Consider the following 13,609-nt stretch of genomic DNA (forward strand, 5'->3'; position numbering starts at 1 on the left):
AGTTGAATCATTCTCGTGTACCATTGAAAATGGTTTATCATAGCTTTTTCTTTTTTTAAGAATAAAATTTTAGCATTTTTTGATAAATAAGAGCTAATACTGTAAAAAATAAACAAATCAAAAACAATAAAAAATTAAACTATACCCTAAAGAATAAATTTTCCTAGAACACATAGCATTATTAATCACCTATTATTTTTTACAAGCTTAATGCTCTTCTACAATGAAAACTTCTAAACATAAATTTATAATCAACAAACTGTACAACAAATACATAATGCGTGTTATGAGTCATCTGTATGATTCATAATATTGTATGCCTGATAAAGTAAAAAATATAAGAGTTAAAATTTCTCTCAATAAATTATATCGATAAAGATTTCACACTATAAAAAATACAAAAACTCTCTATTACAACAAAGATACTAAATACTTCTCAAAATCTAAAATAGAAAAATGTATTTTCTCTTTTGGAAAATCGATCATACTCTTTGCTCTCTATGGACAATAGGCTCTATACTTGCTTCAAAGAACTCCTTTGTATAATCATGTTGCGCATGTAGATTACGCAATTCATCATTGCTAAGCTCTTCAAGAATAATCCCTTTATGCATAATCCCAACACGTTCACAAATATGTGCAACAACAGCAAGATCATGGGATACCATCAAATAAGTAAGTTTTTTTCTTTCTCGCAACGATTTCAACAAGTTTAAAATTTCAGCCTGTACCGACACATCCAATGCAGATGTTGGCTCATCAAGCAATAAAACCTCTGGCTCAATAATCAAAGCACGTGCAAGAGCAATACGCTGACGCTGCCCCCCAGACAACTCATGAGGATAACGATAAAGAAATGAAGAATCTAAACCAACAGAATCTAAAGCATCCTCTACCCGCTCCTTTTGATTATCCATACCATAGATTTTGAGAGATTCAGAAAGAACCTTATGAACCATTTTTCTTGGATGAAGCGAAGCATAAGGATCTTGAAAAACCATTTGAATACAGCGTAAAAAATCTTTACTTCGTTTTTTTTCGACTTCTTGTCCAGCAAAAAGGAACTCTCCACTATAATCTGGAATAAGCCCCACCAATGTATTCAAAATAGTTGATTTTCCACATCCGGATTCACCAATTAAACCATAAGCTTCACCACGCTTAATATGAAAATTAACATTTTTAACAACTGTTACTGCCTTATGCCTACGGCCAAAAGTTACAGATAAATTAGAAACATCAATAATATTCTCACAATTTGTCATGGGGAACCTCCTCAACACCATTAACAATCGTAGGATTATACAACCAATCAGGATCACGCTCAGGAACAGCCAAAACATCAACAGGATTATCAAGCCGTGGCAAACTCGCGAGCAAAGCCTTGGTATAAGGATGACAAGCGTGAGACAAATCAGAAGCTGGCAACTCTTCTAACACGCGGCCTGCATACATTACCAAAATACGATCACAAAAATCAGCAATCATATTCAAATCATGACTAATGAAAATAAGTCCCGTTCCAGACTTTGTCACCAGTTCATCTAATACGGATAAAACTTGTCGTCTTACTGTAATATCAAGCGCAGATGTTGGCTCATCGGCAATAATTAAATCAGGTTTTGGAATGAGCATCATTGCAATCATCACGCGCTGCCCCATTCCCCCAGATATTTCATGAGGAAAGAGACGCATCACATGTTCAGGATTACGAATATGAACAGATTCTAACATAGATATAGTCTGCTCCCGCGCTTCTCCTTTTGAAACGCGGTAATGAATACGGTAAGCCTCCATAATCTGCTCACCAATCCGTATTAAAGGATTAAGTGAATATTTGGGGTCCTGTAAAATCATTGAAATACGCTTACCTCGGATTTTTCGCATCTGAGGTTCACTTGCAGTCAATAAATCAACATCATCGAAACGCATTTTCTTAGCTTTAACAATTGCTGATTTTGGGCTCAACCTTAGTATTGCGCGCCCAGTCATCGATTTTCCAGATCCGGATTCACCAACAATTCCAATTTTTTCTTTTCCGACAGAAAAACTAACACCGCGTACAACTTCTGAAATGCCGCGCGCTGTAGGAAAAGAAATACGTAAATCTTTTACTTCTAATAATTTATTACCCATTGCGTGGATCCAATACATCACGAAGACCATCACCTAAAAGGTTGAAAGCAAGACTTGCAAATAATATTGCACAGCCTGGTATTGCTGCTAACCACCAATTTGTCATCATAAACTCCCGCCCTGAAGAAAGCATCGCCCCCCATTCAGGACTTGGAAGTTGGGCTCCTAACCCTAAAAATCCAAGACCAGCAGCCGTTAAAATAATTCCAGACATATCTAAAGTTAATCGTACAATTACTGAAGGAATACACATAGGTGCAATATGAAACAAAATAATCCGCCAAGCAGAAGCTCCCTGCAAGCGAACAACAGAAACATAATCAGAAGAACGTATCGTCAAAGTCTCAGCACGTGCTAAACGTGCGATTGGCGGCCATGCTGCAATTGAAATTGCAATAGAAGCATTTTCGATCCCAGGGCCCAATGCAGCGGAAAAGGCAAGAGCTAAAATCAAACCTGGAAAAGCAAGAAAAATATCGACAACGCGCATGAGTACGGTATCAACCCATCCCCCCATATAACCAGATACAGTTCCAACGATAAGTCCTATTGGACCTACAATAACTGTTGTGAGAAAAACAACATAAAGAGTAATACGGGAACCAAAAACAAGGCGACTAAAAATGTCACGTCCTAATTCATCTGTCCCAAAATAATGTGCCATAGAGGGTGGCTGCAACCGATTTCCCAGATCATTGCTAAGAAAATCATGCGTAGCAATCCAAGGAGCAAAAAGTGCACATATGATAATAATACAAATAATAAGCAGACCAAATACAGCCGAAAAGTTATGAAAAAACTTAACCAGTGCGTGATAAATTCTTTGTATGTTCGCTTGAATTATGGACCCTGGAACAGGGGCGTTTAACCAACAGCCCAAAGAAGATGATGATTGCGATTTATGATGATTACTGACTGTCATATTCAACGTGTCCTTGGATCAAAAATGCGATAAAGCAAATCAGAAAATAAATTAATGGCGACAAAGATAAGTCCTACAAGTAAAGTACACCCTACAACTGCATTCATATCTCCGGCTAAAAGAGCATTTGTCAAGTAATGTCCAAAACCAGGCCAAGCAAAAACTGTCTCCGTCAAAACAGCCCCTTCTAATAAAAAAGCATAAGAAAGCGCTACAACGGTAATAACCTGAACAGCAGCATTCCTAAAAGCATGCCCCCAAACCGTTCGCGCCCACGATAACCCTTTTACACGTGCAGTAATGATATATTCCTGATTGAGCTGCTCAATCATAAACCCACGAGTCATACGGCTAATATAAGCCATAGCACCGAACGCTAAGATCAAAGCTGGCATAATAATGTGACTAAAGACATTACCAAAAGCCTCCCATTGTCCTTGGCTCGCCGTATCCCAAAGGAAAAATCCTGTTTTTGGTTCAAAAGAATATTCATAAAGAAAATCAAGTCGTCCTGGACCACCAACCCAGCCAAGCTTGGCGTAAAATATTAATAATGCCATGAGCCCAAGCCAAAATGTCGGGGTAGAATAACTCAAAAGTGTAAAAATACGGACGACATAATCAATAAATGAATCGCGATACATGGCTGCAAAAACACCAAATGGAATCCCAAGACATGTGCCAATAACAATAGCAACGGTTGCAAGCTCTAATGTTGCAGGAAATACGCGCATAATATCAGTTAAAACAGGACGCCCAGAAGTTAAAGCATCTCCAAAGTCAAATAAAAATACACTATGAAGATACTTCCAATATTGGACAATCAACGGCTTATCAAGACCCAGTTTATAATACATTGCATCATAAGCTTCCTGACTGATATTATCACCAAGAATAGACAAAACAGGATCTAGAGGAAGAAGATGTCCAAGAAAAAAAGTAATCGTCACCAACCCAAACAATGTGCTAACAACTGAAATAAGAAGTTTCAAACCCTTGAACAAAAAATCCCATAAAAATAATTTCTTCTGCTTTTCTGATACAGCTCTTTCAGTCTCTGAAAGTGGCAAAACCATTATAAAAATCCCCTCTGTAGCGACAAAATATAAAGCGAATACTTTTTTTCATATAACGAAACAATCTCTTATTAGGCATGTTCTACAATTCTTTTCTATAATGTGCCCCTTTTTATTTTTCTGCTTCATTGTAGTAAAGTCTGTAACTATTCCATACCCATTTTTTGACGTCAGATCCCATACCAACAGTATAATATGTCTGAAATAAATATACCATAGGACCATGCTCTAGCACATAATGCTGTAAAGTACGATATTGCACAATACGCTTATTGGGATCTCGCTCAAATAAAGCATGCATCACCATTTTATTAATATTTTCATCATAATATCCAGCGCGCCAAGCTAAATACATATTGTGCTTTTTTGTAAATGTTGGATCAGGATTAAATACATGATTTAATGAAGCAGGATGTCCATCAGGATCAGCACTTCCCCACCCCATAAGTGCAGTATCATAATTTCCACCCCGTACACGGCTCAACAATTGATTTTGTGCCATTTTTTCAATTGTAAGCTCAACACCAATTTTGCGTGCATTGGCTTGAATAGACTGCGCAACAGATGACATATAACTAAGGCTTCCAACTAAAAGATTAGCTTTAAAACCGTTAGGATAGCCAGCCTCAGTAATCAACTGTTTTGCTTTTTTCAAATCCAACTTAAAAGGCAACCCTTCTTTTTCATCCAACGCACCTGGAACACCCAAGGACATATAAGTTGCTCGGGGAATAGCAATCCCCTTCAAAACAGTTTTCCCAAGACCCTCATAATCGACCAAATAACGAAGTGCCAATCTGACCTTTTCATTCGCAAAAATTGCATTCTTATTATTTAATGATAGATAAATAATCTGCGGGCGTAAAACACGACTAATTTTGACTGGGCCTCCCTTCTTTTCAAGATCTAAAATATCCTCTGCAGAAAGATCACGGACGATATCCACATCACCTTTTTCCAAAAGAAGTCTTTGACTTGATGAATCCGCTACATGCTGCACAACAATCTGCTTAATTTTAGGCACATCACCCCAATAATGCTGTGTAGCCTCTAACACAACTTTATCCCCTGGAGACCAGCTCACCAATTTATAAGGTCCAACACAAGCAGAATGTGTCGCCAAATATTTATTCCCCATATCACCGTTAATACTCTGCACTTCAATTGTTTTCCGATCAAGTAAGGCAGAAGCATAAGATTGTCCAATAACAGTCAATATAAGTTGAATCGGATAAGGTTTATCGAATTTTAATTGTAGAGTCTTATCATCAAGAGCCTGAATATTTGTTTCAACATTGTTTTTGGTAAACCCATAATCCATTAAAGATTGAGCATAGCTCAATCCTAATTTAATAATCCTCTGCATCGACCATACCAGATCTTGCGCTGTCGCCGTCCTCCCATCATCAAACTTCAAATCATCACGAAGATGAAAAACTATTCTTTTACCATTATCTAAAACGTCCCAAGATTGTGCCATAGCAGGGCGAATTTTTGTGGGATCATGCTCATCATATTGCACTAACGCGCTGCAAATATTCGTCAATAACTCACTCGTCACAACCTCAACAGTTTGCGCTGGATCAAAACTACTAATTGAATCAATATTCCAAGCCATCACCAATATATCTTTAGATGAGGCACTAAATGCTGATGTTACAACCCCATTCAAAAAAACGATTGTACTTAATAAAATAGAAAAACTTTTCAACATTCTTTTTTTCCCATTTTATCTCTTCCTATTGTATTCCTGTACCTTGTCACACAAAGTGATTATGATTTTGCTCTTTTAAATAGCATGGCATCAAACATCAACTTCATTTAATCGCACCAAGCATCTATAAAGTAATTCTCTTATATATCAATCTATATTCGGAATGCAGAGAATCTGTAACGATAAACAAAAAAACCTCCCCAATATAAACTTCCCATATTCATCCCCCCTATAAACGACCTTAATCATATACTGCACAAAGATCCCTCACAGTTTCATCCTTAAAAAACTGAAGAGCTTTTATATGGGAGAATATTTTCATCATGCAATTATGATTAAGCTCTTTTTAGCTTTGATAACATCAAAAAGACACGCTTATTTTTCAATTGCACTATAAAAAATACGCGGTGCACTATTCCAAACCCATTTTTTGACATCAGGAGTCATCGCGACAACGCTATACTGTTGAAAGATAAACGCATAAGGTCCTTTTTGCATCAATTCACGTTGTAAATCAGCATAGAGTTGTGCCCGTTTTTGCGGATCTTTTTGAAATAACGCCTCTTCAACTTTTTGATTCATCTGGGCATCAAAATACCCATGCTGCCAACTAGGATAGGCTGTATTTCTAGCCTCAAAACGATTATCTGGATTATAAACAAGACGTGAAGCCATGGTATGAGGATCCGCAGAATCGTTATTCCATCCGATAAAAGCCGTATCAAAAGCCCGTGCATTCACTTTTGAAAACAACTGTGTACCTGCTACACGTTCAATTTTAAGACGCACGCCCGCCTGTGCAGCACTATCTTGAAGTGACTGAGCAAGTAACAAAGTATAAGGAGTGTTTGACACGAGAAAATTTGCCTCAAATCCATTCGGATAACCAGCTTCTGCTAAAATCTGCTTGGCTTTTGCAATATCAAGTTTAAAGGGTTGCCCTTCTTTTTCATCTAAAGCCCCAAAGTTGCCAAGAGGAATAAAACTGGCCCGTGGGATACCAATCCCTTTGAGAAGCTTCTTGCCAAGACCTTCATAATCTATGAGATAACGCATCGCCAAGCGCACTTTTTCTTTAGCAAAAATAGGATTCGTCGTATTGAATCCCCAGTACATCATAGTTGGCACTAACACTCTTTCAACTTTAACATCTGTTGTTTTTTGCAGATCTGCAAGATCTTCAGGTGTCAAATTACGAGCAACATCAATATCATGTTTTTGCAACAACAAACGTTGTGTTCCGGGCTCTGCAACATGGCGAATTAAAATCTGCTTCAGTTTAGGCGCTTGTCCCCAATAGTGAGAGCTTGCACGCAACAAAAGAGCTTCTCCAGGGCGCCAACTTTTTAACTGATAAGGACCAACACAAGCAGCATGACTCTTCAAATACTGATTTCCAAAATCGCCATCTTTTTCGTGTTTCATAATCGTCTTACGATCAAGCAAAGCTGTTGCACGACTCGCAACAATATTATTAAGAATAAGTTCTGCTGGATAAGGTTTATCAAATTTCATCACAACTGTTTTCTTATCAGGAGCTTGCAAAGCATCATCAACATTTTGTTCTACAATTCCATATTCATTAAAAATTGCCGCATTACCCATCTTCAATTTGACAACCCGCTTCATACTCCAAACAAGATCATTGGCATTGGCTGATCTGCCATTATTAAACTTCAAACCATCACGCAAATGAAAAGTAATCACCGTACTGTGATCATCACCTGAAACATCCCAATGCGTTGCTAAAGCAGGAACAATTTTAGTAGGATCATCTGTCGCAGTACTCACCAAGTTATCACAAATATTGTAAATAATTTCACTTCCATAAACATCATTAAGTTGTGCGGGATCAAACGTACTGATTGCATCAAGATTCCAAGCCATCACAAGGGTATTAGCCGGTATTTTTGCTGAAACTTGTTGTGCAACCATCGCCAATGCCATAAGAGCAGAAACAAGAGAGCTGCTACTTTTCAATATTGTTTTCTTCAAGTTCATAAACTTTTCCCTTTATTTATTTTTATCAATTAATGACGCTGAAATAATATAGCAAATTTATAATTATAACATTGAATAAATACGTTCTAATCGCCTATATTTTTAATCATCTACACAGAGTCATCTACTTGATAAATTCATTGACTTACGTCTCAATAAACCATAGCGAACATGCAATATGTGTTTTACTAACCAGTATTACATTCTTTTCATAACCTCTTTGCATATGATATATGCACTATATCAGTTCCCTATTAATCATCAATAAGCCTTGTCGCCCCAAAAAATAGTGAGCTTTAAAAAAATCATTACGCAAAAATTTATGAATTCATTATTCTATTCCTTTAGGCGACATTTAAAATAAAATATGCAAACTTTAAAAATAGTCATCCCCCTCAAACACTCAGTTTCAAGATGCGGCGCATCTTTACTACATGACCAAAACGGCACTGAAACAGCAGAAAGACATAAGAAAATATCTTTTCTAAAACGCTACCCCCTACAAAAATCTGCTTAATCTTTTGAAAACTAAGTGTCAAAAGTTTTACGTTTTTACCAACAAAACCAAACGCGTTAACAAAGATAAAGGAAAAATGAGAAGAATCATTCCTTCCACGCTTTATCTTTTGAAAAATAAAGCTTACAATAAAGGAATACACACTAAAATGCATTCTCTCATTGAGAAAAATAAAATTCATTAGACGTTTCCCCCCTAAAGACATAACGAATATAAACCCTTCTAAACTTTAGTGTGCATCATTGCTTTACCACTATAAAAATAGAGCAGAAAACAACATACAGCAACAGAACTCTCGTTTCCAGCGGAAACATACAGAGATTCAACGAAGCGATGTAGCGGATACAAGCCTGCATGAGCTTAATTATCTTCCAAAAAATTGGAGCTCATACACCGTAAAATTATTCTCTAATGGAAAAAAGTTATCAGATAATAAAATCTAACACAAGCAGCTTGAGTCATTTAATTTCAATTTTTCCTAACTGCATTTTGTTTTATACTGCTTAAGCAAATATTGAGCAAGAAATCATCACACAAATAAACTAACAGTCACACAACCCAAGAAAAATGTAACAATAACACCACATCTAAAGATGATTTTGCATTCATCAACAAACATGATAAAATATTCATTAATTATAACGGTCATATCATTAACGGAAATAAAAAAACCTCTTCTAAACCATTACAAATGCCAAAGACTGTTTCCCAACATTGAGAGCTAGTAAATGTGTGATGGTGCCGATTTGCTCCTTTATAAACCTAAAGATGGAGTACACTATGGACTTATCTGTCATACCATTCACGGGCTGCGTCGCGAAATGGGCTTTGGTGTACTAAATATTTCTTTAAAACATACAAGACATCACCATGATCTAACTTCAGATACATAACAGTTAAGATATCGCTCCTTTTTGCGTCTGTCTTTTCATCCTCAAAATTATACCTTTATCGTTTTTAGTGCCAACAACAGTAGAAAATCATTAATATTGTATAGTTTGTATATTTCAATTATCTTATGTAGTGGAATTGTATAATTCTATACATTGATTAAATAATTCAATTATTAGCCTATTGATCACTGCCCTTACGAAAGAAACTTTACCAATTTATCGGCAAAAACATCCTTCAAGATGATCATTGACAATTCCTACGGACTGCATAAAAGCATAACAAATCGTAGGACCAATAAATGTCCAGCCACGTTTCTTCAAATCTTGAGAAAGACGAAGAGAAGCAGGAGTTATGGGATGAGCCGACAGTGTTTGAAAGTCTATCTTTTCATAATGTTCTGATTGTGGTGGCTGAAAACACCAAAAATAGTGGGATAAACTCCCCCACTCCATTATAATTTCTTGTGCTCTCAATGCATTATTAAGCACTGATCGAATTTTTCCTTGGTGGCGAACAATATCTTTGTTCTGCATCAACATTTGCACCTTTAACTCATCATAATGAGCAATTTTTTCAAAGTCAAAATGATCAAATGCAATGCGAAAAGAAGAGCGTTTTTTTAAAATTGTCAACCAAGAAAGCCCCGCTTGGAAACCTTCAAGACAAATTTTTTCAAACAAATGGATATCCTCAAAAACAGGCTTTCCCCATTCATTATCATGATAAGCACAATAAAGTGGATCAGTTCCGGCCCATGCACAACGAATTTTTCCATCCACTCCCTTAAGAAGACCTTCCGCAAGCATGGCATTCACCGTATTAAAAGAGCATTCCTTGATCATCGCTAGGCGACTTTATTTGCCTATGTTTTGAACGTTTAGCGGAAACAGGCTCTTGTGTTGCAACACGGACATCACCATCAAAAAAACGCAAATTTACGTGCCCGGTTTCAGGAAACTGAACCAAGCGTTTAATCGGCTTATTCTCTTTTCCCAAAGCCAAAACAAAACCGCGCTCCAAAATATTCTGATATGAAGTGCTTCTTAAAAGCCTAGATACTACCTCTAACCCAGCACGTTGTTTTTCCACACTACGTACAAAAGCACGCTGAAGACGTGCCGTATATTCCTTTGTATTGCGTTGTGCTTTTTCAGTATTAAGCAAACGCGGTGAAAGACGCACACCAAGTGCATGAAAAGAAAAACGTTTTTTATCGTAGCTCACACAAAGAGCACGCTGTAATCGACTTGAAATTTCATCAAAACCACGCCGTGGTAGAGCAAAAAGTTGATCGGCAGTCGGAAGAGCTCGTAGAGCAGCCCGCAGTTTTTGTCGATAAAAATCAAAATAACGCGCAAGTCCCGTGCGCAAACGTGCACCAAGCGATGCCACCAGCACCTCGAGATCAAGCTTAACAGGAACAGCCCGTTCTGCTGCAGCGGTGGGAGTTGGAGCGCGCCAATCAGCCACATAATCAATCAAGGTCCAGTCCGTTTCATGCCCAACAGCAGAAATAACAGGAAGAGAAGATTCATAAACAGCACGAACAACAGCTTCGTCATTAAATCCCCACAAATCTTCTAAACTTCCCCCTCCCCGTGCAACAATAAGAAGATCAGGCTTAGGAACAACGCCTCCTAAAGGCAACGCATTAAACCCTTCAACAGCAGCAGCAACTTCCCTTCCACTTGTTTCCCCCTGAACACGTACAGGCCAAACTAAAATATGCAACGGAAAACGATCAGATATACGGTGAATAATATCACGAATAACAGCACCTGTTGGTGATGTTACAACGCCTATAATTCGAGGCATATAAGGCAAAGTTTTTTTCTTAGCTTCATCAAATAAACCTTCTTCTAAAAACTTTTTCTTACGATTTTCAAGAAGTGTCATCAAAGCACCAACCCCTGTTGGTTCAAGAGCCTCAATGACAATTTGATATTTTGATGATCCTGGATACGTCGTAAGTCTACCAACAGCAACCACTTCCATCCCTTCTTCAGGAGGAAATTTGAGCTTTTCCATCACTCCACGCCAAATAACAGCTTCCAACCGCGCCTTATCATCTTTTAAAGCAAAATAAGCATGTCCTGAAGCATGAGCACCACGGTAACCTGATATCTCCCCACGCACCCGTACATAACCAAACTTTTCCTCAACAACACGCTTTAAAGCCCCTGCTATTTCGGAAACAGTAAATTCCGCAACATTCGTTGCACTTATTTTTTCATCAAACAAATTTGCCATTTTTCAATTCACGGAAATTGAAATATTCAGTCTTAACATTCACACAAACACATTTTTAATTTTAACGAAATTGATTTCCTCCCAACATCTCAAAGGATGGAGATTACTATCAGTCCACCGGACTAGCTTCTCTCGGTGGGGTTACACCTGCTGACCACTCCATGCGGTTTACTTCATAGGCGCGACAGCCAAGCCCTACCCTGAATACTGATCACGATATCTAAAAACACTTAATATGTAAAGCTTTTCATGCCTTATATCACCGCTCTAAACAACAGTATTTTATGGCGTAATAAGATAAAAGAGCTCTTTAAATAGCGTATCTTGAAATTACATTCTATACACAACATATCAATGCGCTACCGATAAGCTTCAACGTATTGCAAAGTTCTTAACCCCCATACAAAACGCTGAAGTTATCATGATTTCATTCTTGTTGTATTTTACAGCATTAAAATCCACTTATTTTTCAATTGCACTATAAAAAATACGTGGAGCACTATTCCAAACCCATTTTTTGACATCAGGTGTCATCGCTATCGTGTGATACGTCTGATAAATAAAAGCATAAGGTCCTTTCTGCATAAATTCACGTTGCAAATCAACATACATTTGCGCCCGTTTTTTGGGATCTTTTTGAAACAACGCATCTTGAACCTTTTGATTCATCGTTTCATCCAAATACCCATGGCACCAACTCGCATAGCCTGTATTTTTAGCCTCAAGCCGATTATCTGGATTATAAATAAGGCGTGAAGCCATTGTATGAGGATCCGCAGAATCATTATTCCATCCGAAAAAAATTGTATCAAAAGTACGTGCAGATAGTTTTGAAAATAACTGCGTGCCTACGAAGCGTTCAATTTTAAAACGCACCCCCACCTTTTTTGCATTGTCTTGGAGAGACTGAGCAATAGGCAAAGCAAAAGGATAAGGAGAGGCTCCGGCAAAAATACTGGCCTCAAAACCATCCGGATAACCCGCCTCTGTTAAAAGTTGCTTTGCTTTTTGGAGATCAAGTTTAAAGGGTTGTCCTTCTTTTTCATCCAAAGCTCCAAGATTACCAAGAGGAATAAAACTTGCACGTGGAATACCAACATCTTTGAGAAGCGTCTTACCGAGACCTTCATAGTCAATAAGATAGCGCATCGCTAAACGCACTTTTTCATTGGCAAAAATTGGATTTGTCACATTGAACCCCCATATGATCACGGATGGCTCTAACACTCTTTCAACTTTAATATCCGTTGTTGCTTGGAGATCTGCCAAATCCTCTGGCATCAAATTACGTGCAACATCGATATCGTGTTTTTGCAACAATAAACGTTGTGTTCCAGGTTCCGCGACATGGCGAATTAAAATCTTCTTCAATTTAGGCATCTCACCCCAATAATTGGAGCTTGCACGCAACAAAATCCCTTCTCCAGGACGCCAACTCTCTAGCTGATAAGGACCAACACAAGCAGAATGGCTTGCCAAATACCGGTTTCCCATATCACCATTTTTTTCGTATTTCATGAGTGTCTCACGATCAAGCAAAGCAAGGGTACGACTAGTGGCAAAATGGCTAAGAATGAGCTCTGCTGGATAAGGTTTATCAAATTTCATCACCACCGTTTTGTCATCCGGTGATTGAAAAGCCTCATCAACGTTTTGTTCTGTGATACCATATTCATTAAATGTCGCCGCCGCAGCCATCTTCAATTTAACAACCCGCTTCATGCTCCAAATCAGATCATTGGCATTCGCAGGACGACCATCGTTGAACTTCAAACCATCACGCAAATGAAAAGTAATCACCGTACTGTGATCATCACTTAAAACATCCCAACTCTTCGCTAACGAGGGAACCATTTTAGCAGCATCATCTGTAGCTGAAACAACTAAATTATCACAAACATTGACAAGAACTTCATTACCATAACGATCATTGATTTGTGCGGGATCAAATGTACTTATTGGATCGAGATTCCAAGCCATCACAAGCGTATCAGCAGGTGTTTTCGCTGAAACTTGTTGCACAAACATCCCCATTGCAAAAACAGCAGAAACAAAAGAACTGCCTTTTTTCAATATTCTTCTTTTCACGTTCACAGAAT

At 37.9% G+C, this 13,609-nt stretch carries 10 protein-coding genes; 1 reads left to right on the top strand and 9 read right to left on the bottom strand.

The annotated features are described in order from the left end of the window. Positions 1–482: 482 nt before the first annotated feature. The 6 genes from ACFIKI_RS04020 to ACFIKI_RS04045 form a co-directional block, all read right to left on the bottom strand. Entirely contained in the window at positions 483–1,265 is a 783-nt protein-coding gene (locus ACFIKI_RS04020) for an ABC transporter ATP-binding protein (protein ID WP_375665775.1), read from the bottom strand. Further along, complete coding sequence (locus ACFIKI_RS04025; protein WP_375665776.1) at positions 1,252–2,136, bottom strand: ABC transporter ATP-binding protein; 885 nt, start codon at positions 2,134–2,136, stop codon at positions 1,252–1,254. The genes ACFIKI_RS04020 and ACFIKI_RS04025 overlap by 14 nt, the downstream gene beginning before the upstream one ends. After that, positions 2,129–3,058, bottom strand: coding sequence for an ABC transporter permease (locus ACFIKI_RS04030; protein ID WP_375665777.1), 930 nt, complete (start codon positions 3,056–3,058; stop codon positions 2,129–2,131). Before ACFIKI_RS04030 ends, ACFIKI_RS04025 begins: the two co-directional genes overlap by 8 nt. Before the next feature lie 2 nt (positions 3,059–3,060). Beyond that, positions 3,061–4,134, bottom strand: a complete 1,074-nt coding sequence (locus tag ACFIKI_RS04035; RefSeq protein ID WP_375665778.1) for an ABC transporter permease — start codon at positions 4,132–4,134, stop codon at positions 3,061–3,063. A 112-nt stretch (positions 4,135–4,246) separates the two neighbouring features. Beyond that, complete coding sequence (locus tag ACFIKI_RS04040) at positions 4,247–5,848, bottom strand: ABC transporter substrate-binding protein (protein WP_375665779.1); 1,602 nt, start codon at positions 5,846–5,848, stop codon at positions 4,247–4,249. A gap of 375 nt (positions 5,849–6,223) precedes the next feature. Continuing rightward, positions 6,224–7,849: an ABC transporter substrate-binding protein gene (locus ACFIKI_RS04045; RefSeq protein WP_375665780.1), complete on the bottom strand. Its 1,626-nt coding sequence runs from the start codon at positions 7,847–7,849 to the stop codon at positions 6,224–6,226. A 1,245-nt stretch (positions 7,850–9,094) separates the two neighbouring features. On the opposite strand from ACFIKI_RS04045, the gene ACFIKI_RS04050 reads away from it, so the two are divergent. Beyond that, the gene (locus ACFIKI_RS04050; RefSeq protein WP_375665781.1) at positions 9,095–9,259 is read left to right on the top strand and encodes a DUF4102 domain-containing protein; all 165 of its coding nucleotides are present in this window, start codon (positions 9,095–9,097) and stop codon (positions 9,257–9,259) included. Positions 9,260–9,475: 216 nt separating this feature from the next. On the opposite strand, the gene ACFIKI_RS04055 is transcribed toward ACFIKI_RS04050, so the two are convergent. The 3 genes from ACFIKI_RS04055 to ACFIKI_RS04065 all read right to left on the bottom strand — a co-directional run bounded on the left by ACFIKI_RS04055 (position 9,476) and on the right by ACFIKI_RS04065 (position 13,604). Then, the gene (locus ACFIKI_RS04055; RefSeq protein WP_375665782.1) at positions 9,476–10,102 is read right to left on the bottom strand and encodes a DNA-3-methyladenine glycosylase I; all 627 of its coding nucleotides are present in this window, start codon (positions 10,100–10,102) and stop codon (positions 9,476–9,478) included. Then, entirely contained in the window at positions 10,080–11,510 is a 1,431-nt protein-coding gene (xseA, locus tag ACFIKI_RS04060) for an exodeoxyribonuclease VII large subunit (protein WP_375665783.1), read from the bottom strand. Before xseA ends, ACFIKI_RS04055 begins: the two co-directional genes overlap by 23 nt. Before the next feature lie 462 nt (positions 11,511–11,972). Next, positions 11,973–13,604, bottom strand: coding sequence for an ABC transporter substrate-binding protein (locus ACFIKI_RS04065; protein WP_375665784.1), 1,632 nt, complete (start codon positions 13,602–13,604; stop codon positions 11,973–11,975). Positions 13,605–13,609 lie beyond the last annotated feature (5 nt).

It is taken from the genome of Bartonella sp. TT121SHDZB (genome assembly GCF_042193415.1).
Taxonomy (GTDB): domain Bacteria; phylum Pseudomonadota; class Alphaproteobacteria; order Rhizobiales; family Rhizobiaceae; genus Bartonella.

Excerpts from the sequence above, each read along its gene's own strand:
- ACFIKI_RS04020 (WP_375665775.1), bottom strand. The coding sequence starts at position 1,265 with ATGACAAATTGTGAGAATATTATTGATGTTTCTAATTTATCTGTAACT.
- ACFIKI_RS04025 (WP_375665776.1), bottom strand. The coding sequence starts at position 2,136 with ATGGGTAATAAATTATTAGAAGTAAAAGATTTACGTATTTCTTTTCCT.
- ACFIKI_RS04030 (WP_375665777.1), bottom strand. The coding sequence starts at position 3,058 with ATGACAGTCAGTAATCATCATAAATCGCAATCATCATCTTCTTTGGGC.
- ACFIKI_RS04035 (WP_375665778.1), bottom strand. The coding sequence starts at position 4,134 with ATGGTTTTGCCACTTTCAGAGACTGAAAGAGCTGTATCAGAAAAGCAG.
- ACFIKI_RS04040 (WP_375665779.1), bottom strand. The coding sequence starts at position 5,848 with ATGTTGAAAAGTTTTTCTATTTTATTAAGTACAATCGTTTTTTTGAAT.
- ACFIKI_RS04045 (WP_375665780.1), bottom strand. The coding sequence starts at position 7,849 with ATGAACTTGAAGAAAACAATATTGAAAAGTAGCAGCTCTCTTGTTTCT.
- ACFIKI_RS04050 (WP_375665781.1), top strand. The coding sequence starts at position 9,095 with ATGTGTGATGGTGCCGATTTGCTCCTTTATAAACCTAAAGATGGAGTA.
- ACFIKI_RS04055 (WP_375665782.1), bottom strand. The coding sequence starts at position 10,102 with ATGATCAAGGAATGCTCTTTTAATACGGTGAATGCCATGCTTGCGGAA.
- xseA (WP_375665783.1), bottom strand. The coding sequence starts at position 11,510 with ATGGCAAATTTGTTTGATGAAAAAATAAGTGCAACGAATGTTGCGGAA.